Origin of the sequence: Micromonospora sp. AP08 (assembly GCF_008085935.1) — a bacterium.
GTDB lineage: Bacteria > Actinomycetota > Actinomycetes > Mycobacteriales > Micromonosporaceae > Micromonospora > Micromonospora chersina.
This window is the reverse complement of the sequence record NZ_VSEZ01000001.1, coordinates 186150-206269: the sequence shown is the minus strand read 5'-3', so window position 1 is coordinate 206269 and position 20120 is coordinate 186150. Positions and strand designations below refer to the sequence as shown.

At 71.8% G+C, this 20120-nt stretch carries 16 protein-coding genes; 3 read left to right on the top strand and 13 right to left on the bottom strand.

Features of this window, described 5'->3' with window-relative positions:
• Window positions 1–43: 43 nt before the first annotated feature.
• Window positions 44–1189, top strand: coding sequence for a sensor histidine kinase (locus FXF50_RS00910; RefSeq protein WP_148425272.1), 1146 nt, complete (start codon window positions 44–46; stop codon window positions 1187–1189).
• On the top strand, window positions 1186–1848 hold the full coding sequence (locus FXF50_RS00905; RefSeq protein WP_148425271.1) for a response regulator transcription factor: 663 nt from the start codon (window positions 1186–1188) through the stop codon (window positions 1846–1848). The genes FXF50_RS00910 and FXF50_RS00905 overlap by 4 nt, the downstream gene beginning before the upstream one ends.
• A 30-nt stretch (window positions 1849–1878) precedes the next feature.
• On the opposite strand, the gene FXF50_RS00900 is transcribed toward FXF50_RS00905, so the two are convergent.
• The 3 genes from FXF50_RS00900 to FXF50_RS00885 form a co-directional block, all read right to left on the bottom strand.
• Window positions 1879–2301, bottom strand: coding sequence for a DUF6223 family protein (locus FXF50_RS00900; RefSeq protein WP_148425270.1), 423 nt, complete (start codon window positions 2299–2301; stop codon window positions 1879–1881).
• A 417-nt stretch (window positions 2302–2718) separates the two neighbouring features.
• Complete coding sequence (locus FXF50_RS00890; RefSeq protein ID WP_148425269.1) at window positions 2719–4365, bottom strand: ricin-type beta-trefoil lectin domain protein; 1647 nt, start codon at window positions 4363–4365, stop codon at window positions 2719–2721.
• Between the two features lie 156 nt (window positions 4366–4521).
• Window positions 4522–5850, bottom strand: a complete 1329-nt coding sequence (locus FXF50_RS00885; protein ID WP_148425268.1) for a cellulose binding domain-containing protein — start codon at window positions 5848–5850, stop codon at window positions 4522–4524.
• Window positions 5851–6252: 402 nt separating this feature from the next.
• Here FXF50_RS00885 and FXF50_RS00880 point away from each other — a divergent pair, with 402 nt between their 5' ends.
• Complete coding sequence (locus FXF50_RS00880; protein ID WP_148425267.1) at window positions 6253–7698, top strand: non-reducing end alpha-L-arabinofuranosidase family hydrolase; 1446 nt, start codon at window positions 6253–6255, stop codon at window positions 7696–7698.
• 56 nt (window positions 7699–7754) lie between these two features.
• Here FXF50_RS00880 and araA read toward each other — a convergent pair whose 3' ends face one another.
• The 10 genes from araA to FXF50_RS29115 form a co-directional block, all read right to left on the bottom strand.
• Window positions 7755–9257, bottom strand: a complete 1503-nt coding sequence (gene araA / locus FXF50_RS00875; protein WP_148425266.1) for an L-arabinose isomerase — start codon at window positions 9255–9257, stop codon at window positions 7755–7757.
• A gap of 26 nt (window positions 9258–9283) precedes the next feature.
• Window positions 9284–10273 carry a galactofuranose ABC transporter, permease protein YjfF gene (yjfF, locus tag FXF50_RS00870; protein ID WP_148425265.1) on the bottom strand — a complete coding sequence of 330 codons (990 nt, stop codon included), beginning with the start codon at window positions 10271–10273 and terminating at the stop codon, window positions 9284–9286.
• Window positions 10270–11340, bottom strand: a complete 1071-nt coding sequence (locus FXF50_RS00865) for an ABC transporter permease (RefSeq protein ID WP_148425264.1) — start codon at window positions 11338–11340, stop codon at window positions 10270–10272. The genes yjfF and FXF50_RS00865 overlap by 4 nt, the downstream gene beginning before the upstream one ends.
• Window positions 11337–12878, bottom strand: coding sequence for a sugar ABC transporter ATP-binding protein (locus FXF50_RS00860; protein WP_148425263.1), 1542 nt, complete (start codon window positions 12876–12878; stop codon window positions 11337–11339). The genes FXF50_RS00865 and FXF50_RS00860 overlap by 4 nt, the downstream gene beginning before the upstream one ends.
• Before the next feature lie 116 nt (window positions 12879–12994).
• A complete protein-coding gene (locus tag FXF50_RS00855) occupies window positions 12995–13984 on the bottom strand; it encodes an ABC transporter substrate-binding protein (RefSeq protein WP_148425676.1) in 990 nt (329 codons plus the stop codon).
• A gap of 141 nt (window positions 13985–14125) precedes the next feature.
• Window positions 14126–14818, bottom strand: coding sequence for an L-ribulose-5-phosphate 4-epimerase (locus FXF50_RS00850; protein ID WP_148425262.1), 693 nt, complete (start codon window positions 14816–14818; stop codon window positions 14126–14128).
• Window positions 14815–16500, bottom strand: a complete 1686-nt coding sequence (gene araB, locus FXF50_RS00845; protein ID WP_148425261.1) for a ribulokinase — start codon at window positions 16498–16500, stop codon at window positions 14815–14817. The genes FXF50_RS00850 and araB overlap by 4 nt, the downstream gene beginning before the upstream one ends.
• A gap of 325 nt (window positions 16501–16825) precedes the next feature.
• Window positions 16826–17812 (bottom strand): LacI family DNA-binding transcriptional regulator, encoded by a 987-nt coding sequence (locus FXF50_RS00840; protein ID WP_187399454.1) that lies wholly within the window; start codon window positions 17810–17812, stop codon window positions 16826–16828.
• 308 nt (window positions 17813–18120) lie between these two features.
• Window positions 18121–19644: a non-reducing end alpha-L-arabinofuranosidase family hydrolase gene (locus tag FXF50_RS00835; protein ID WP_148425259.1), complete on the bottom strand. Its 1524-nt coding sequence runs from the start codon at window positions 19642–19644 to the stop codon at window positions 18121–18123.
• A gap of 328 nt (window positions 19645–19972) precedes the next feature.
• Window positions 19973–20110, bottom strand: coding sequence for a hypothetical protein (locus tag FXF50_RS29115; protein WP_187399453.1), 138 nt, complete (start codon window positions 20108–20110; stop codon window positions 19973–19975).
• Window positions 20111–20120 lie beyond the last annotated feature (10 nt).

The window sequence follows — 20120 nt, the reverse complement described above, 5'->3', positions numbered from 1 at the left end:
GTCAAGGGCCGCGCGCCGACCGGGGAGCGTTAGGCTTCGACCCATGTGGACGGGGCGTCGGCACGGCCGGGCGACGAACGTGGCCCTGGTGCTCGTGGTCGGCCTGGTCGCCCTGGGCGGCCTCGTGGCGCAGTCGCGTGGCCTCGACACCGCCGCAGAATGGGCGGCGCTGGCAGCCGTGCTGGCCTCCTCCGGCGCGCTGTACCTCCGTCGCCGCCATCCGGTCACGGTGGGCGTGGTGGCGCTGGCCGCCGTCGCCGCGTACGGGGCGTTGCTGCACCGCCCCGGGCCGATCATGCTGGTGTTCGTCGTGGCGCTCTACACCGTGGTCGACGAGGGACACCTGGCCGTCGCCATCGGGCTCGGTGTCGCCTCGGTGGCCGCCTTCGCCGTCGCGGACAGCGCCGGCAGAACCGGCACCACCGGGAACGGGGCGACACTGCTGCACGCCGGCTGGCTCACCGCCGTCATCGTCGGCGTGACCCGCAACCGACGGGCCTACCTGGCCGAGGCACGGGCCCGGACACTCGCCGCGGAGCGGCGGCTGGAGGAGGAGGCCCGGCGCCGGGCCACCGAGGAGCGGCTGCGGATCGCCCGCGACCTGCACGACGCGCTCGGCCACCACCTCTCGCTGATCAACGTGCAGGCCAGCGCCGCGCTGCACCGCCCGGACCCCACCCGGTCCGAGCAGGCGCTCACCGCGATCAAGCAGACCAGCAAGGAGATGTTGCGGGAGCTGCGCGGCACGCTGGACGCGCTCCGCCAGGAGGACGCCGCGCCGACCGCGCCCGCGCTGGGCCTGAGCCGCCTCGGCGAGCTGGTCACCACGGCCGGGCGGACCGGGCTGACGATCCGCACCGAGGTCGCCGAGATCCGGCCCCTGGCGCCGGAGGTCGACCTCGCGGCGTACCGGATCGTCCAGGAGGCGCTCACCAACGTGACCCGGCACGCCACGGCGACCGCCGCGGTGGTCCGGGTCCGACCCGACCACGACGATGTGCTCGTGGAGGTCGAGGACGACGGCACCACCGCGCCGGGCGCGCCCGGCAACGGGATCCTCGGCATGGGCGAGCGGGCGCGGGCGCTGGGCGGTTCGCTGACCACGGGCTCCGGGCCGGACGGCGGCTTCCGGGTCCGCGCCCGGCTGCCGCTGCGGCCCGGCCCGGTGCCGGCGGGAGACCCGGCGTGATCCGGGTGCTGCTCGCCGACGACCAGACCCTGGTACGCGCCGGGTTCCGGTCCATCCTCGACGGCGAGCCCGGCATCGAGGTCGTCGGCGAGGCCGCCGACGGCGCCGAGGCGGTACGGCTCGCCCGGCAGCTGCGCCCGGACGTCGTCCTCATGGACATCCGCATGCCCGGGCTGGACGGCCTGGCCGCCACCCGGCAGATCGCCCCGCACTCCGACGTCCGCGTGATCATCCTGACCACGTTCGACCTGGACGACTACGTCTACGACGCCCTGCGGGCCGGCGCGAGCGGCTTCCTGGTCAAGGACACCGAGCCGGCCGAGCTGATCCACGGCGTGCGGGTGGTGGCCCGCGGCGACGCGCTGATCGCGCCGGCGATCACCCGCCGGCTGATCACCGAGTTCACCGCCCGGGCCACCCACCCGGACCCGGGGCCGCGGCTGGCCGCGCTCACCGAACGGGAGCGGGAGGTGATGGCGTTCGTCGCCGCCGGCCTGTCCAACGACGAGATCGCGGCACGCCTGGTGCTGAGCCCGGCCACGGCGAAGACGCACGTCAGCAGGATCATGACCAAGACCGGGGTCCGGGACCGCGCCCAGTTGGTGATCCTCGCCTACGAGTCCGGCCTGACCGTGCCCCGCTGGCTCACCCCCTCCTGACCACGGCGTCCCGGCGCCGCGGCCGGCCGGTCAGGCGGTGCGGCGGGAGCGGGCCAGGGCCAGCCCACCGAGGACCACGGCGATCAACCCCACCACCAGGGCCACGTACGCGCCGCCCAGCCCGTTGCCGGTGCCGACACCACCGTCGGCGGTGGCCGCGACCAGCCCGCCGAGCGCCATGCCGACGAGCCCCGCCGCCAGGGCCACCGCGGCGCCGAGCCGCCCGGACGCGGTGCCGAAACGACCGGCGGGGCGGGCCAGCGCCAGCCCTCCGATGATCACGCCGGCCAGGCCCAGCAGGGCGGCGGCGCTGGCGCCGAGCCGCCCGGCGCTCATCGTGTAGGCACTGGCGGCGATCGGCTGGGCCGAGACGTGCGCGGCCGCGGGAGCGGCGAGCCCGAACGCACCGAGCGGGACGGCGGTGGCGACGGTGAGCAGGTGACGGACGTTCATCGGGGATCCCCTTCGCTGGCCTGACGACTACCTGCGGCAGCGTATGTACCGGGGTGGTCACCGGTCGTCATGCCGGAGTTGCCTCTGGCCCTACCACCCCGGTTGCGCGCGCCCGTGGCGTCGTACCACCGGGGTTGTCCCGCCGTCGCCGGGGCGGTCAGGCGAACTGCGGCGCGTGCGACTCCTCGCAGGGTTCGACCGAGAGGTACGCCGACAGCGCGCGGAGGAAGTCGGGCGCGTCGAAGGTCCGACCGGCGGAGGCGACGCCGCTCGTCCTGATCCGACCGCCGAGGATGCGCGCACCGCCTCGACCGCCAGCGGCGCGCTGATGGCGTACATGTCCCGGCCGTGGGCGACGGGAACGGTTGGCGGACACCGGCCCGGCCCGGCCGCACCGCACCGGGCCGGGGAAGGTCCCTACCCGATGGTCCACCGCTGGTTCGCCGCGGCGGTGCAGGTCCAGAGGATGACGGTGGTGCCGTTGCCGCTGGCCGCGCCGTTGACGTCGAGGCAGAGGCCGGACTGCTGGGCCCGGATCGTGCCGTCGGCGTTCCGGCTCCAGCGTTGGTTGGCGCCGCCGTTGCAGTCCCAGACCTGCGCCTTGGCGCCGGGGCTGGCGTTCAGCGGGGCGTCCAGGCACTTGCCGAGGGCCTGGAGGGTGTCACCGCTGATGTTCCAGCGCTGGTTGGCCCCGCCGTTGCAGTCCCAGATCACCGGCTGGGTGCCGTTGGCGGTGTTGCTCTGCGGAACGTCCAGGCAGCGACCGGAGGCGGCGCTGACGAGTGCGCCGCTGGTGGCTGGTGGCGGGGTGGTGGTGCCCCCGCCGCTGACCCGGTAGACCACCGTGCCGTGCGCGGGGACACTGGCGGAGATGGCGCCACCGGTGGTGCTGGTGGCGTCGGTCCCGGCGTCGAGCAGGGTGAAGCTCGTGCCGGTCTTGCCGACGGCGGCGGCGGTGGTCGAGATCGTCGTGGTGGCGCTGCCCTGGTTGAAGAGCGCGACCGCCACGTCGCCGTTGGCCAGCGGCTTGGCGAGCACGCGTCGAGTGCCGTCGAAGGAGACCTGGGTCGCCTGGAGGCCGAGGCCGTCCTGGTTGATCGCGATCAGGTTCCGGTTGGTCAGGATGCTCCGGGTGGCCGCCGACTGGGAACGGACGTCGTTACCGGCGATCAGCGGCGCCGCGAGCACGGCCCACATGGCGAAGTGGCTGCGCATCTCGGTGTCGGTCATGCCGCCCCGGCCGACCTCCATCATGTCCGGGTCGTTGAAGGCGCCGGGGCGCGCGTGGCCGGCCAGGGGCACGGTGACGTTGATGATGTTCTGGATGCCCATCGGGTAGCCGTTGGTCTGGCCGGTGTCCCAGGCGTTGGTGATGTCCTCGGTGGTCCGCCACATGTTCGCCACGTCGCCCCAGTTGCGCAGCGGGCCGGTCTTGGCGTGGATGCTGTTCGGGTTGATGCTGTAGACGACGGGCCGGCCCGTCGCCGCGAGGGCGTCCCGCATCCTGGCGAAGGTGGCCACCTGCTGGTCGATCGTGCCGTTCGGCGAGCACCAGTCGTACTTGAGGAAGTCCACGCCCCACGCGGCGAACTGCCGGGCGTCCTGCGCCTCGTGCCCCTGGCTGCCGGTGGCGCCCGGATACGAGCCGAAGTACTGCGCGCAGGTCCGGTCCACCGGCACCTGGTAGAGGCCGAACTTCAGCCCCTTGCCGTGCAGGTAGTCGCCGAGCGCCTTCATGCCGCTGGGGAACCGGCCGGGGTCACCCTGCAGGTTGCCGGCCGCGTCGCGGTTCGGGTTGAACCAGCAGTCGTCGACCACGACGTACTGGTAGCCGGCATCGCGCATCCCGCTGGCGACGATGGCGTCGGCGGACTGGCGGATCAGGGTCTCGTTGATGTTGCAGCCGAACGAGTTCCAGCTGTTCCAGCCCATCGGCGGGGTGCGCGCCACCCCGTTGTCCAGCGCCAGCGCGGCAGGTGGGCGCAGCCCGGTCAGGGTGCCGGCCAGCAGCAGCGCGGCCGCTGCGCCGGCGGCCCAGCGCCGGGCCGAGGCGAGATGTCTCATCGGTTCTCCTTCCCGCGGCGGCGTACCCCGTCGCAGGTCGTGGTCCGGCCGGTGGGCGGGACCGGCGGTGGATGGTCGGCCGAGCGGCTCGTCGGCGCGGGCGGCCCGTCGCGACCCGGCGGGGAGCGCCGGGTCGCGCGGGTCGGGTCCTGGCGGTCAGGCCACGGCGCAGGCCGCGCCGTTGAGGGTGAACCCGCTCGGCCGGGCCGTGTTGCCGGTGTGTGTGGCCTGGAAGCCGATGCTCAGCGAGGCGTTCGGCGCCAGGGTGGCGTTGTAGTCGACGTTGCGGGCCGTCACCTGGCCGGAGGTGGGCGCGTAGGTGGCGTTCCAACCGCCGACGATGCTCTGGCCGCCGGGCAGGGTGAAGACCAGGGACCACCCGTTGATCGTGCTGGTGCCGGTGTTGGTGACGGTGATGTCCTCGGTCAGGCCGTTGTTCCACGCGTTGACCGTGGCGGTCACCCGGCATGACCCGCTCCCCGGCGTCGGGGTGGTCGGGCCGGGCGTCGGGGTGGTCGGGCCGGGCGTCGGGGTGGTCGGGTCCGGCGTGGGCGTGCTGCCCTGGAACTGCGTGAAGAAGGACCAGACCACGCCGGGCACCCAGGTCCGGTAGCCGCTGTCCCCGGTGGCGCCGTCCTGCGGGGCGGCGATGTGCCCCTCGTCGAACGCGGCCCACACCACCGGGTGCCCGGCTGAGCAGCCCGAGTAGGTCGTCACCCGATGGGTGAGGCTTCCCTGCGCCGGTTCGGCGGGGTTCTGCGCGGCGCAGCCGTTGTTCCGGACGAACCGGTCCCGCAGCGTGCGCCCGCCGACGATGTTCAACACGCTGTCTCGGATGCCGTGCACCCCGAGGTACGCGACCGGCTGGCTGCCGCCGCTGCAGCCGCTGAGCTGCCCGCCGGACTGGACCGCGACCGCCCGGAAGACGGTGGGCCGGGCGCAGGCGATCGCGTAACTCATGGCTCCGCCGTAGCTGAAGCCGACCGCGAAACGCTGGGTCGTGTCGACGCACAGGCCGGCGTCGAGTTGGCGGATCATGTCGTCGACGAAGGTGAGGTCCTCACCGTTGGTGTTGGCCCAGCCGTTGTTGAGGCCCTGGGGCGCCACGAAGATCGTGCTCTCGTTCGCCAGCCGCTGGAGGCCGTAGTAGGACCAGACGTCCCGCTGCACGGTCTGTCCGGTGGCCACGTCGGTGGCGGTGCCGTTCAGCCAGTGGAACCCGAAGACCACCCGGTAGGGGCGGTTGCTGTCGTAGTTGTCGGGGACCCGGAGGATGTACGTGCGGGTCCGGCCGCTGCTCTGGATCGAGTGCGTGCCGCTCGACAGGGTGGGTGCCCTGCCGCACCCGGCGGTCGTCGCGGCGGCGCCGACGTCCGCGGCCGCCGTGGTCGCGCCGAGACCACCGCTCCATGCGGTGGAGGAGGCCGTGGCGACGGCGAGCGCCGCGACGGCGAATGCGCCGAGGAACGATCTGGGTCGGGCCATGGGGTGACTCCCTTCGCCGCGCCGGGCGGCGTAGCTGGGTGATGAGCGTCCGGACAGGACGCTCGCCGCTCCTCGCCGTGGCGCCGACCGGGCGACGCGGGGCGTGGCGAGGCTGCGGGTGCGGGACGTACGGCATCGGTGGCCCGCGCTGCCGGCCCTGGCCTGGTGGCGCTCGACGCCCCGTCAGGGGTGCGCCTGCCCTGAGCCCCGTCCACAACCTACGCTGTGAGCGCTAACATCGCAATCCTTGGATGGATATGACGTTGAGCCTGTTATCGATAACATGCTATGTTCGCCGCTCAGGAGCCGAGGGCACCGGCAACCAGCGTGAACCGCGCCTGTCGAGCGGCGCGCTGCGTCCCTCACCGTCCGGGCGGACATCCACCACCGGAAGGATCCTTGATGCGTACCACGTGGAAGGTCCGGGCGGCGACGCTCGCCGCCACCGCGGGTCTGGCCGCCGCCGCGGCCGTGACCCTGCCCGCCGAGGCGGCCGCCGCCGGCTGCGCGGTCGCCTACCAGGTGTCCTCGCAGTGGCAGGGCGGCTTCGGCGCCAACGTCACCGTCACCAACCTGGGCGATCCGGTCAACGGCTGGACGCTCACCTGGACCTACGCCGCCGGCCAGCAGGTCACCCAGTACTGGAACGCCACCGTCACCCAGAGCGGCGGGCAGGTGCGGGCGTCGAACGTCAGCTACAACGCGAGCATCGGGAGCAACGCCACCGTGTCATTCGGATTCAACGGCTCGTGGACCGGCAGCAACCCCGCGCCGGCCAGCTTCGCCCTCAACGGGACCACCTGCACCGGCGGCACGAGCACGCCGCCGCCCAGCACCACCCCGCCGCCCAGCTCTCCCCCGCCGAGCTCGCCGCCGCCGAGTTCTCCCCCGCCGACCGGCAGCCTGCCGAGCAGTTTCCGGTGGAGTTCCAGCGGCGCGCTGATCGGCCCGAGGAACGACGGCCGCGGCATCGCCGGCATCAAGGACCCCTCCGTCGTGTTCTACAACGGCCGGTACCACGTCTTCGCCAGCACGGCGAAGTCCTCCGGCTACAACCTGGTCTACACGAGCTTCGCCGACTGGTCGCAGGCCGGCTCGGCGCCCTTCACCTACCTGGACCAGACCCCGATCGGCGCCGGGTACCGCGCCGCGCCGCAGGTTTTCTACTTCGCCCCGCAGCGGCTGTGGTACCTCGTCTACCAGACCGGCAACGCGTCGTACTCCACCAACCCGGACATCAGCAACCCGGCCGGGTGGAGCGCGCCGAAGAACTTCTACAGCGGCATGCCCCAGATCATCAGCGACAACATCGGCAACGGCTACTGGGTCGACATGTGGGTCATCTGCGACTCGGCGAACTGCTACCTGTTCTCCTCCGACGACAACGGACACCTCTACCGGTCCCAGACCACGCTGGCGAACTTCCCGAACGGCATGACCAACACGGTCATCGCCATGCAGGACAGCGACCGTAACCGGCTGTTCGAGGCGTCCAACGTCTACCGGGTCGGCAACCAGTACCTGCTGCTGGTCGAGGCCATCGGCAGCGACGGCCGCCGCTGGTTCCGCTCCTGGACCGCACCGGCCGTCACCGGACCGTGGACCGCCCTGGCCGACACCGAGAGCAACCCGTTCGCCCGCGCCAACACCGTCACCTTCCCGGGCGGCGCCTGGACCCGCGACATCAGCCACGGCGAGCTGATCCGCAGCGGCTACGACCAGACCCTCACCGTCAGTCCCTGCAACCTGCGCTACCTCTACCAGGGCCTGGACCCCAACGCCGGCGGCGACTACAACGGCCTGCCCTGGCGCCTCGGCCTGCTCACGCAGACCAACTCCACCTGCTGAACCCGCTCCCCGGCAGGCGGGTCACCGCCTGCCGGGGACGACGGCCGCCCGCTGCCTCAGAACCCGCGGGCGAGCCGGTAGTAGGCCTGGTTCCAGCGGATCTCCTCGGCGAAGCGGCGCGGGTCCGTGTCGGCGTCGATGACGACCAGCTCCGTCCGGCTCATCTCGGCCAGGTCGTGCAACTCCTCCACCCCCACGGCCCGCGACAGCACGGTGTGGTGCGGGGCGCCCGCGGTGATCCACGCCTCGGCGGAGCCGGCGAGGTGCGGGCGGGGGCGCCAGACGGCCCGGGCCACCGGCAGCCGGCGCAGCGGGTGCGGCGGCGACACCACGTCGACCTCGTTGGCGACGAGCCGGAAGCGCTCCCCCATGTCGGCCAGGCCGAGCACCACCGCGGGACCGGGCTCGGCGTCGAAGACCAGCCGGACCGGGTCCTCCCGCCCGCCGATGCTCAGCGGGTGGATCTCCACGGAGGGCACGTCGGCGGCGATGCTCGGGCACACCTCGAGCATGTGCGCGCCGAGGACCAGTTCCCGGCCCGGCGTGAGGTCGTAGGTGTAGTCCTCCATGAAGGACGTGCCGCCGTCGACACCGACGGCCATCGCCTTGAGGGCGTGGACCAGGACCGACGTCTTCCAGTCGCCCTCGCCGCCGAAGCCGTAGCCGTCGGCCATGAGCCGCTGCACGGCGATGCCCGGCAGTTGGCGCAGCCCGCCCAGGTCCTCGAAGTTGGTGGTGAAGGCGCGGAAACCACCGGCTTCCAGGAACGTACGCAGGCCCAGCTCCAGCCGGGCGGCGTAGCGCAGCGACTCGTGCCGGTCGCCGCCGGGGCGCAGCTCGGGCACCATCCGGTAGCTGTCGTCGTACTCCTTGACCAGGTCGTCCACCTGCGCGTCGGTGACCTCGCCGACCACCCGGACGAGGTCGTTGACCCCGTAGGTGTTCACCGAGACACCGAAGCGCAGCTCCGCCTCCACCTTGTCGCCCTCGGTCACCGCGACGTCGCGCATGTTGTCGCCGAAGCGGGCCAGCCGCAGGGACCGCATCGCCGACCAGCCGATGGCCGCCCGCGCCCAGGCGCCCACGCGGGACACCACGCGCGGGTCGCTGACGTGCCCGGCGACGGTCTTGCGGGCCACCCCGAGCCGGGTCTGGACGAACCCGAACTCCCGGTCGCCGTGCGCCGCCTGGTTGAGGTTCATGAAGTCCATGTCGATCTCGTCCCACGGCAGCAGGACGTTGGCCTGGGTGTGCAGGTGCAGCAGCGGCGTCCGCAGCGCGTCCAGGCCGGCGATCCACATCTTCGCCGGCGAGAAGGTGTGCATCCAGGCGATGACCCCGATGGCCCCCTGCGCCGCGGCGTCGCGGCAGACCCGCAGGATGTCGCCGCTGGTGGTGAGCACCGGTTTCCAGACGACCCGGGCGGGGATCTGCGGCGAGTCGTGGAGCGCCGCCGCGATCTGCCGGGACTGCTCGGCCACCTGGCGAAGGGTGTCCTCGCCGTACATGGCCTGACTGCCGGTGAGGAACCAGATCTCAGGCGCAGCGTGCGTTGCCATGGGATTGCCTTCCGCGAGGTGGTCGGTCACTTGTAGCGGATTCCGATCAGACGTTGGAGCAGGATGAACGCGAAGAGCAGGCCACCGATCACGATCTTGGTCCACCAGGAGTTGAGGCTGCCGTCGAAGGTGATCAGCGTCTGGATGACCCCGAGGACCAGCACCCCGAGCACGGTGCCGAAGACGTAGCCGGAGCCGCCGGTGAGCACGGTCCCGCCGATGACCACGGCGGCGATGACGTCGAGTTCCATGCCCACGGCGATCAGCGGGGCGCCGGAGAGCGTGTAGAACGACAGCAGGATGCCGCCGATCGCCGCGCAGAGGCCGCTGATGGTGTAGACGGCGATCCGGGTCCGTCCCACCGGGAGCCCCATGAGCAGCGCGGACTGCGGGTTGCCGCCGATGGCGTACACGTTGCGGCCCAGCCGGGTGTACGCCAGCGTGTACGCGGCGACGGCGACCACCACGAAGGCGATGAGCACGCTGACCGACACGAAGTTGCCGCTCGGGTTGCCGATCCGTTCCTGCGACATGCGCGTCCAGAACCCGTCGGTGATCGGGATGGACGAGCCGCTGATGAAGGTGCACATGCCGCGGGCCAGGAACATGCCGGCGAGGGTGACGATGAACGGCTGGATGTCGAAGAAGTGGATCACACAGCCCATGAGGAAGCCGAGTGTCGGCCCGATGAGCAGCGCGATGAGCAGCACCAGCGCCGCCGGCAGGCCCTCCCTCAGCAGGAACGCCGACACCATCGCGGTCATGGCGACGACGGAGCCGACGGAGAGGTCGATCCCGCCGGTGAGGATCACGAAGGTCATGCCGACCGCGACGACGAGCAGGAACCCGTTGTCGATGAAGACGTTGAAGACGACCTGGATGTTGGAGAACGCGCGGTACTGGGAGACCCCGACGCCGTAGAGGACGAGCAGCAGGGCGAGCGTGGCCAGGACCGGGACGTGCCGCCGGGGCAGCCGCGACCAGGTGCGGGTGGCCATCAGGGACAGGGTTGTCATGCCGGCACCTGCTCCTTCGGCTGTTCGGTCACGGGGGCGGGGGCGGCCGCCGGGGCGCGGCGTCGGGTGAACCGGGCCCGGAAGCCGGGCGCCTGGATGAGGCAGACCGCGATGACCACGACCGCCTTGAACAGCAGCGAGGTCTGCGGCGAGATGTTCATGGCGTACACCGTGGTGGTGAGGGTCTGGATGAGCAGCGCGCCGAGGATGGTGCCGCCGAGCGAGAACCGGCCACCGGCGAGCGACGTGCCGCCGATGACGACGGCGAGGATGGCGTCGAGTTCGACCCAGAGGCCGGCGGCGTTGCCGTCGGCGCTGGACACGTTGGCCGTCATCATGAACCCGGCGATCGCGGCGCAGGCCGCGCTGATCACGTAGACGAGGAAGGTGATCCGCCCGGACCGGATGCCGGCCAGGCGGCTGGCCCTCGCGTTGCCGCCGACGGACTCGATCATCAGGCCGAGGGCGGTCCGCCGGGTCACCGCGGCGACGACCGTCGCGGCGGCGAGGGCGAGGAAGATGGCCAGCGGCAGGGTCAGCAGGTGGCCGACGCCGATGGCCTTGTACGGGCCGGAGTTGATGGTGAGGATCTGCCCCTCGGTGATCAGCTGGGCGAGGCCCCGGCCGGCGACCATGAGGATCAGCGTGGCGATGATCGGCTGGATGCCGATGACGGCGACCAGCACGCCGTTCCAGGCGCCGAGCACCAGCGCCGCCCCGAGGCCCAGGGCCAGCGCCGTCAACACGCCGCCGAGGTCGTTCTGGTCGGGCTGTCGGCTGATGTGCAGGCAGGCGATGGCGCCGCTGATCGCGCAGAGCGAGCCGACCGACAGGTCGATGCCGCCGGTGGCGATCACCAGTGTCATGCCGAGCGCGACCAGGATCAGCGGCGCGCTCAGCCGCAGGATGTCGATCAGGCTCCCGTACAGGTGGCCGTCGCGCATCTGCACCGAGAGGAAGCCGGGTCGGTAGACGGTGTTGGCGGCCAGCATGACGACGAGGACGGCGACCGGCCAGAAGAGCCGGTGTGTCGTCAGCGCCCGGTAGCCGGCCTTTCGGCTGCTCATGACGGCATCCCCTCGTGCCCCGCGCCGGCCGCGATGCTCTGCATGATCCGGTCGGCGTCGACGCTCTGGTCGTTGCCGAGTTGCGCGACCATCTCGCGGTCGCGCATCACGGCGATCCGGTGGCTGAGGCGCAGCACCTCCTCCAGTTCGGCGGAGACGAACAGCACCGCCATGCCGCCGTCGGAGAGCTGGGCGACCAGCCGCTGGATCTCGGTCTTCGCGCCGATGTCGATGCCCCGGGTCGGCTCGTCGAGGATCAGCAGGCGAGGCTCCGTGATGAGCCAGCGCGCGAGCAGGACCTTCTGCTGGTTGCCGCCGGAGAGGTTGCCCACCGGGATGTCGGGGTCCGCCGGGCGGATGCTCAGGGCCCGCACGTACCGGTCGACCAGTTCGTCCTGGCGGCGGCGGGGAACGGGGCGGAGCCAGCCGCGGGCGGCCTGGAGGGCGAGGATGATGTTCTCCCGCACGGACAGCTCGGCGATGACGCCCTCGGCCCGCCGGTTCTCCGAGCAGAAGCCGATGCCGTGGGCGATGGCCGCCACCGGCGTACGCAGCGACGTGGGTGAGCCCTGCACCCGGACGCTGCCGTGGTCGGCGCGGTCGGCGCCGAACAGCAGCCGCGCCACCTCGGTACGGCCCGAGCCGAGCAGCCCGGCGAGGCCGACGACCTCTCCCTCGTGGATGGTGAGGCTGAACGGCGCCACGGCGGAGCGGCGTCCCAGCTCGCGGACGTCCAGCAGCGGCGGGCCCTCCGCCCGGTCGGCGGGGTCGTGCCGGGGCTGCTCGTCGAGTCGCTCCAGCACGCGCAACTCCTTGCCGATCATCTTCTCCACCAGGCCGAGCTGGGGAAGCTCGCTCGTCGCGTACTCGCCGACGAGCTGGCCGTTGCGGAGGACGGTGATGCGGTCGGCGATCTCGTAGACCTGGTCGAGGAAGTGGGTGACGAACAGGATCGCGATGCCGTCGTCGCGCAGTTGCCGCATGACCCGGAACAGCTGCGCGACCTCACCGGCGTCGAGGCTGGAGGTCGGCTCGTCCAGGACCAGGACCCGGGCCTCGATGTCGATGGCGCGGGCGATCGCCACCATCTGCTGGACGGCCAGCGAGTAGCTGCCAAGCTGGGCGTTGACGTCGATGTCCAGGTCGAGCCGGGCCAGGAGGCTCCGGGCCCGGCGACGCATCTCGCCCCACCGGACCGCGCCGAGCCGGCGGGGTTCCCGGCCGATGAAGATGTTCTCCGCCACGGAGAGGTTGGTGCAGAGGTTGACCTCCTGGTAGACGGTGCTCACCCCGGCGGCGGTGGCCTGCATCGGGCCGGTGAAGGACACCTGCTCGCCACCGAGCGTGACGGTGCCCTGGTCGGTGCCGTAGACACCGGTGAGCACCTTGATGAGGGTCGACTTGCCGGCGCCGTTCTCGCCCATGAGGGCGTGCACCTCTCCGGGGAAGAGGCGGAAGGCCACGTTGTCGAGCGCGCGTACGCCGGGGAAGGACTTGCTGATCCCCGTCATTGTCAGGACGGGATGGCTGCCTGTCATGCCACCGGGCCTTTCCTGAGATGGGTGAGAGGGCGGTCGGTGGGGCCGCGCGGCGGCCGGGCCCGAGGCCTGGCCGCCGCGTCGGATGCCGGGGGCGTCGGCCCCCGCGGTCGGTGTCAGTACTTGCGGTTGGGCAGCGCCTCCTTGGCCTGCTCCTGCGTGAAGGTGGTCTCCTGGGTCTCGATCCGGGCCGGGACCGCCTCGCCGTTGTGCACCTTCTTCACGAGGTCCATGAGCTGGGGACCGAGCAGGGGGCTGCACTCGGCGATGAAGTTGAACTTGCCGTCGGCGAGGGCCTGCATGCCGTCCTTGACGGCGTCGACGGTGATGATGGTGATGTCCTTGCCGGGCACCTTCCCGGCCGCGGTGATCGCCTCCAGCGCGCCGAGGCCCATGTCGTCGTTGTGCGCGAACAGCACGTCGATCTTCGGGTTGGCCTTGAGGAACTGCTCCATCACCTGCTTGCCGCCCGCCCGCGTGAAGTCACCGGACTGGGAGGCGATGATCTTCAGGTTCGGGTTGGCGGCGATCGCCTCGGCGAAGCCCTTCTTCCGGTCGTTCGCCGGCGCCGAACCGGTCGTGCCCTGGAGTTCGACGATGTTGACCGGGCCGGCGGCGGCCTTCTTCTGCTCCACCAGCCACTCCCCCGCGAGCCGGCCCTCCTTCACGAAGTCCGAGCCGAGGAAGGTCTTGTAGAGGGACTTGTCGGCCGAGTCGACGGACCGGTCGGTGAGGATCACCGGGATCTTCGCGTCCTTGGCCTCCTTCAGCACGGTGTCCCAGCCGGACTCCACCACCGGCGAGAAGGCGATCACGTCGACCTTCTGCTGGATGAAGTTCCGGATGGCCTTGATCTGGTTCTCCTGCTTCTGCTGCGCGTCGTCGAACTTCAGGTCGATCCCGGCCCCCGTCGCGGCCTCCTTGATCGAGGTGGTGTTCGCCGTACGCCAGCCGCTCTCCGCGCCCACCTGGGAGAAGCCCAGGGTGATCGTGCCGTCGTCGCCCTTGTCACCCGTGTCGCTGTTGCCGCAGGCCGCCATGCCGGTGGCGAGCAGCGCGGCGGTGAGCACCGCGATGACCTTCCGGGACGGCAGGTGGGTCCTCATTCTCTTCACCGCAATCTCCTCGGGGTAAGCGTTCCGCGAGCCGCACGCCGGGAAGGCGTACGCCCTGCGTCGGTGGTGGTGTCCGGGGGTGGTGCGACGCGGACGGCCCGGGTGGGCGCCGCCGCGCGATCGGGGCGGCCGTCAGGGGCTCGCGGGTGAGGGGGGTCGCTGTCCGTAGACGTTCTGGTAGCGGTGGTGCAGGGCGTCGACGTCGACCGCCGCCATCGGCAGCGGTTGGCCGAGCGCGCGGGCCAGGTGGGCGGTGCGGGCGATGTCCTCGCACATCACGGCGGCCTTCACCGCGGCGCGGGCGTCCCGGCCGATGGTGAACACGCCGTGGTTGCGCATGAGCACGGCCGGCGAGCGGTGCCCGGCGAGGGTCTCCACGATCCCCTTGCCGATGTCGTCGCCGCCGATGAGGGCGAACGGGCCGACCGGGATCTCGCCGCCGAACTCGTCGGCCTGCGCCGTGAGGTGGCAGGGGATCGGCTCCCCACGGGCCGCCCAGGCGGTCGCGTACGCGCTGTGGGTGTGCACCACCCCGCCCACCTCGGGCAGCGCCCGGTAGACGTAGGCGTGGGCGGCGGTGTCGCTGGACGGCGAGAGGTCACCCTCGACCACGACCCCGTCGAGGTCGCACACGACCATGTTCTCCGGCGCGAGGTCGTCGTAGTCCACGCCGCTCGGCTTGATCACCATCAGGTCCCGGCCGGGCACCCGGGCGGAGACGTTCCCCGCCGTCCAGGCGACCAGGCGGTAGCGGGTCAGTTCGGCGTGCAACCGGGCGACGCTCTCCCGGAGCCGCCGGATCTGCTGACCGGTCTCGGCACTCATGCGACCACCTCCAGCGGCGTCGTGGCCGGTGCCGCCGATCGGTCGACGGCGGCGTTGCGGATCGCGCGCAGGCGCGACATGACGTCGTTGCCGCCGCGACCGAAGTGGTCGTGCAGGCTCCGGTACTCGGCGTAGAGCGCCTCGTAGGCCCGTGCCCGCTCGGGGTCCGGCCGGTAGACGTCGCGGTCCACCCGGCCCATCGCCGCGGAGGCCGCGTAGACGTCCGGGTACGCGCCGGCGGCGACCGCGGCGTGGATGGCCGAGCCCAGAGCGGGTCCCTGGGCCGACCCGATGAGGCTCAACGGCCGGTTGGTGACGTCGCTGTAGATCTGCATGAGCAGGCGGTTGCCGGCCAGGCCGCCGGCCACCACCAGCTCGCGGATCGGCACCCCCGCCTCGACGAACGCCTCGATGATCATGCGGGTGCCGTACGCCGTCGCCTCCAGCAGCGCGCGGTAGACGTCCGCCGGCCGGGTGGCCAGCGTCAGCCCCACGACGAGACCGCTCAGGTCGTGGTTGACCAACAGGGAGCGGTTGCCGTTCCACCAGTCCAGCGCGATCAGCCCGTGGCCGCCGACCGGCTGCGCCGCGGCCAGCGCGGAGAGCCGCTCGTGGGAATCCACGCCCGCCGGGGCGGCGTGCTCGACGAACCAGCCGAAGATGTCGCCGACGCCGCTCTGGCCGGCCTCGTATCCCCAGGCGCCGGGGCTGAGCCCGCCCTCGACGACGCCGCACATGCCGGGCACCTCGGCCAGCTCGGCGCCGTTGACCACGTGACAGGTCGAGGTGCCCATGATGGCGACCAGGTGCCCGGGCGCCAGGGCCTGGGCCGAGGCGGCGGTGACGTGGGCGTCGACGTTGCCGGCCGCGACCGCGATGCCCTCGGGCAGGCCGGTCCAGGCCGCGGCCTGGGCGGTCAGGGCGCCGGCTCGGGCACCCATCGGCAGCAGCGGACCGTCCAGCTTGGCGACGAAGTCGGCGAACCCCGGGTCCAGCGCGGCCAGGAACTCCCGGGACGGGTAGCGGCCGTCCTGCCGGATCCCCTTGTAGCCGGCCGTGCAGATGTTGCGGGTCTCCACGCCACACAGCTGCCAGACGATCCAGTCGGCCGCCTCGACGAACCGCTCGGCGCGCCGGTAGGTCTCCGGGTCCTCGTCGAGGAGCTGCAGGCCCTTCGCGAACTGCCACTCGGCGGAGATCTTCCCGCCGTACCGGCCGAGCCAGGGCTCGCCGCGTTCCCGCGCGAGGGCGTTGATCCGGTCCGCGTGCGGCTGCCCGGCGTGGTGCTTCCACAGCTTCACCCAGGCGTGCGGCCGGTTGCGCAGCTCCGGCACCTCGCAGAGCGGCGTGCCGTCGGCCAGGGTGGGCAGCACGGTGCAGGCCGTGAAGTCGGTGGCGATGCCGATCACCCGCGTCGGGTCGATGCCCGCGGCGGCCACGGCGGCGGGCACGGCCTGGCGCAGCACGTCCCGGTAGTCCTCGGGGTCCTGGAGCGCCCAGTCGGGTGGGAGCGGCACCGACGTGCCGGGGAGCGAAGACTCGATCACCCCGTGCCGGTACTCGTGGACCGCGGTGCCCAGCTCGGCGCCGTCACCCACCCGGACCACCAGCGCCCGGCCCGACATCGTCCCGTAGTCGACCCCGACGACGTACCGGTCCCCCGGTCCGTCCACACCCGTCATCTCCACCTCCGCGTGCCGTGGCTCACATTGTTAGCGCTCACATCGGCGTCGGTCAAGATGCGATCGCAACAGTGCCGTAACGGCGCGGCCATCGACACCGGCGGGCGGCGCCAAGTGGATCGACCAAGCACGGAGTGCCAGTGTTAACGTTCACAGGCGTCGATGTATTGCGCCTGATCCTCATTCGGCCTGTGAACGGTCACAATCGGGTGCGGCTCGACTCAGGCGTCGGTTGACTCCCGATGGGTGGCGCCGGGCGGGCGGCGTCAAGGGCCGTACCGGTGCCCCGGTCGACGATCGGACAGCGACCGTCGCCCCACGGCGGTCACCGAGGCGGGGCGGCGACGCTCTGCCGGGTGATCAGGGTCGGTGCGATGGTCTGCCGCAGCTCGCCGACCGCATCGGATTCGAACTGCGCGAGCAGCAGGTCCAGGCTGGCCCGGGCCACCGCGGCGAAGTCCGGCCGGACGGTGGTCAGCGGTGGGATGAAGTACGCCGCCTCGGGCACGTCGTCGAAGCCCACCACACTGATCTCGTCCGGCACCTTGCGGCCGTACTCGTGCAGGGCCCGCAGCACGCCCAGCGCCAGGTGGTCGTTGGCCGTGAAGACCGCCGTCACCTCGGGCATCCGCGCCAGCATCTGCCCGCACCGGTAGCCCGACGCCGCCGACCAGTCCGCCGGCACCAGCGGCGGGACCTCGGCGCCCGCCGCCTGCAACGCCTCCCGCCAGCCCTCGATCCGGCCCGCGCTGTCGAACCAGTCCGCGGGCCCCGACACGTGCCACACCGTGCGGTGACCGGCCTCCAACAGGTGCCGCGTGGCCTCCCGCGCACCCGCCACCTGGTCCACCGTCACCAGCGGCACCCGGCGACGGGGGTCGCCGTCGACGGTCACCAGGGGGACGTCCTTCGGCAGGTGCTCCAGCGCCTCGCCGGCCGACTCGACGGGGGCGATGACGACGATGCCCGCGACCCGGTGCGCCAGGTGCCGCTCCACCGCCTCGGAGATGGAGACCTGGTCCAGGTCGCGGACACTGCCCACGCTGACCGCGAAGCCCTCCTCGGCGGCGGTCTGCTCCAGCGCCGCCAGCAGCGAGGCCGGGCCGTACAGGGTGGTGTTCTGCGCAACCACGCCGATGACCTGCGACCGGCCGGTCACCAGCGCGCGAGCGGCGCGGTTGGGCCGGTAGCCCAGCTCGGCGATCGCCGCCTGCACCCGCAGCCGGGTCTGCTCGCGGACGTTGGGGTGCCCGTTGAGCACCCGCGACACGGTCTGATGGGAGACCCCGGCGAGGCGCGCCACATCCGTCATCGCGGGACCCCGCACGGCACCCACCCTCCCCGCCAAGCCCTCGACCACGCCCGGCGGTCGACGCCGGAGCCGCGGGACGCGCCATCCGCAGCCCTGCACCCACCCCGGCTGAGCGTCCGGGGCAGCCCGGCACAAGACCAGCGCCAGTGTACGCCGAGACCGCGTCCCCGCCCGCCGAGACACGGCCCGCCCGGGTGGTCGACGCGCTGCAGGCGTGGCGAAGCGGGCCCGGCCTTGCGCCGAGCCCGCCCGCTGAAGTTCCGCCCGATCCGCCCGGGAGAACGGCCGACCCGGGCTGCGTCACGCCACTAGCGCTGCAACGTCAGCACACCCGGCCGGTACGGCAGGAGGCCGTAGTCCCCGCCGGAGTTGGTGGCCCGACCCTGGTAGAGCAGCTGGAGGTTGCAGGGGTCGACGGTCATGGTCTGGTCGGGGTTGCTGCGCACCAGGTCGCCGTGGCTGATGTCGTTGGTCCAGGTGGCGCCGCTGTTGGCCTTGCCGGCGAAGGGATTGCCCTCGGTGGCGGCCTGCGGCGTCCACGACCCGCCCAGGCTGGTGGCCGTGAACGAGCGGAAGTAGCGCCCCTGCGAGCCGATGGCCTCGACCAGCATGAGGTACTGGTTCTGGCCCTGGACCTTGTAGACCTGGACCCCTTCGAAGAGGTTGTTGGTCGAGTCGCTCATGATCGTGGTGTAGTTCGAGCCGAAGTTGCCCGGGAAGTTCCCGATCGGCATGCTGGCCCGGTAGATCTTGCCGTTGTCCCCGGCGAAGAACAGGTACATGTTCTGGCTGTCACCGATGAGCGTCTGGTCGATCGGTCCCGTGCCGGAGCCGGAGATGCTTCCGGTGAACAGCGTCTGCTGCGACGACCACCCGTTCACGTTGGTGGGGTCGCTCGACGTCCGGTAGGAGAACGCGGTCCCGCCCCACTGGTAGGCGAGCACCCAGATGTTCTTCGGGGCGAAGTAGAACAGTGTCGGCGCGACAGCGGAGAAGGGCATCGCGTTCTGGCTGGCCGAGGCCATGTCGGACCAGTTCGTGAACGGGCTGAAGTTCATCGAGCCCCACGACGTGCCCGTGTCGTGCGTCGTGGCGTAGACGAGGTGCCGGCCGTTGTGCACGACGTTGGTGAAGTCCTTGAGCGAGACCCACCCCGACCTCGGGTTCGCCAGCGAGCCCGTCGACGACCAGCGGTACGTCGACGGAAGGGTGCACGAGCCGCCCGGCGGTGGCGTGGTGGGGTTGCCCCCGCCGTCGACCCGGACGAGCTGCCACTGCTGGTTGCCGCCGTTCCAGTCGTCGTACTGCACGATGCTGCCGCCGTCGGCGGTCGAGGCGCCCTGCACCTCCACCACCTTGTTGCTGTTCCGGTTGATCAACCGGACGTAGCCGCTGTCGGAGTCGGCCAGCCGGAACTGCTGGTTGGCCTGGTTGCCGTCGGTCCACTGCACGATGTTGGCGCCGTTGGCGGTCGACCAGTTGTAGACGTCGAGCACCTTGCCGGACAGCCGCGACCGCAGCCGGTAGTAGCCGCCGCCCGAATCGACGAACTGCCACTGCTGCTGGTTGCCGTTGTTCCGCGTCCACTGCACGATCCGTGCGCCGTCATTCGTGGCCAGGTTGTAGACGTCCAGGGCCTTGCCGCTGTTGCGGTTGACCAGCACGTACCACGCGCTCGTGTCGACCGTCGCCGCGGCGGCGGGCGTCGAGAGTGCCACCGCGGCGGCGCCGCCGACCACCACCGCCGCCACGCCGGCGGCGACCAGCCGCGGCAACCACCCACGCCGCCGTGACGGCGGCACGACCGAGGGAGCCGTACCAAAGGCAGACATGATCCTCCTTCTGTGACCAAGAGCCGAACCGGTCCGCCGACGATGGGCGCACCGCGACGTAGGGCCGGACGCACACGTCGGGTTGTCAGCGCTGACACCTCGGCTGCGTGTGCTGGCCCGCGCCTGAACCAAGGTCGGACGAAGCGGGCCCGCCCGGTGAGCCACTGGCGTCGCCGTCCCTGTCCATCGACTGTGAGCGATAACATTGTGTTCGTCAAGCCGCAATGTCCCGGGAACAATGCGTCCTTACCAGCAGGCGAAAGAGAGCCCGCAGCACGGTGATGTTGTCGCTAACATCGGCGCTCTCCGCGCGACTTGGCGGACCGCGCTACCGCAGTGAGACGTCGTCGACGGAGAAGGCGTCGGTTCCCGACGCCGTCTCCACGTAGAAGGTGGCGCCGGACAGATTTCCGCTCCAGGACACCGTCGCCGTGCCGGTGAGCTTCGTCCAGCCGTCGGGGTTCACCGCGGTCCCC

Bases quoted from the DNA above. Each gene is read 5' to 3' on its own strand.
- FXF50_RS00910 (WP_148425272.1), top strand. From the start codon at position 44: ATGTGGACGGGGCGTCGGCACGGCCGGGCGACGAACGTGGCCCTGGTG.
- FXF50_RS00900 (WP_148425270.1), bottom strand. From the start codon at position 2,301: ATGAACGTCCGTCACCTGCTCACCGTCGCCACCGCCGTCCCGCTCGGT.
- FXF50_RS00890 (WP_148425269.1), bottom strand. From the start codon at position 4,365: ATGAGACATCTCGCCTCGGCCCGGCGCTGGGCCGCCGGCGCAGCGGCC.
- FXF50_RS00885 (WP_148425268.1), bottom strand. From the start codon at position 5,850: ATGGCCCGACCCAGATCGTTCCTCGGCGCATTCGCCGTCGCGGCGCTC.
- FXF50_RS00880 (WP_148425267.1), top strand. From the start codon at position 6,253: ATGCGTACCACGTGGAAGGTCCGGGCGGCGACGCTCGCCGCCACCGCG.
- araA (WP_148425266.1), bottom strand. From the start codon at position 9,257: ATGGCAACGCACGCTGCGCCTGAGATCTGGTTCCTCACCGGCAGTCAG.
- yjfF (WP_148425265.1), bottom strand. From the start codon at position 10,273: ATGACAACCCTGTCCCTGATGGCCACCCGCACCTGGTCGCGGCTGCCC.
- FXF50_RS00865 (WP_148425264.1), bottom strand. From the start codon at position 11,340: ATGAGCAGCCGAAAGGCCGGCTACCGGGCGCTGACGACACACCGGCTC.
- FXF50_RS00860 (WP_148425263.1), bottom strand. From the start codon at position 12,878: ATGACAGGCAGCCATCCCGTCCTGACAATGACGGGGATCAGCAAGTCC.
- FXF50_RS00855 (WP_148425676.1), bottom strand. From the start codon at position 13,984: ATGAGGACCCACCTGCCGTCCCGGAAGGTCATCGCGGTGCTCACCGCC.
- FXF50_RS00850 (WP_148425262.1), bottom strand. From the start codon at position 14,818: ATGAGTGCCGAGACCGGTCAGCAGATCCGGCGGCTCCGGGAGAGCGTC.
- araB (WP_148425261.1), bottom strand. From the start codon at position 16,500: ATGACGGGTGTGGACGGACCGGGGGACCGGTACGTCGTCGGGGTCGAC.
- FXF50_RS00840 (WP_187399454.1), bottom strand. From the start codon at position 17,812: ATGACGGATGTGGCGCGCCTCGCCGGGGTCTCCCATCAGACCGTGTCG.
- FXF50_RS00835 (WP_148425259.1), bottom strand. From the start codon at position 19,644: ATGTCTGCCTTTGGTACGGCTCCCTCGGTCGTGCCGCCGTCACGGCGG.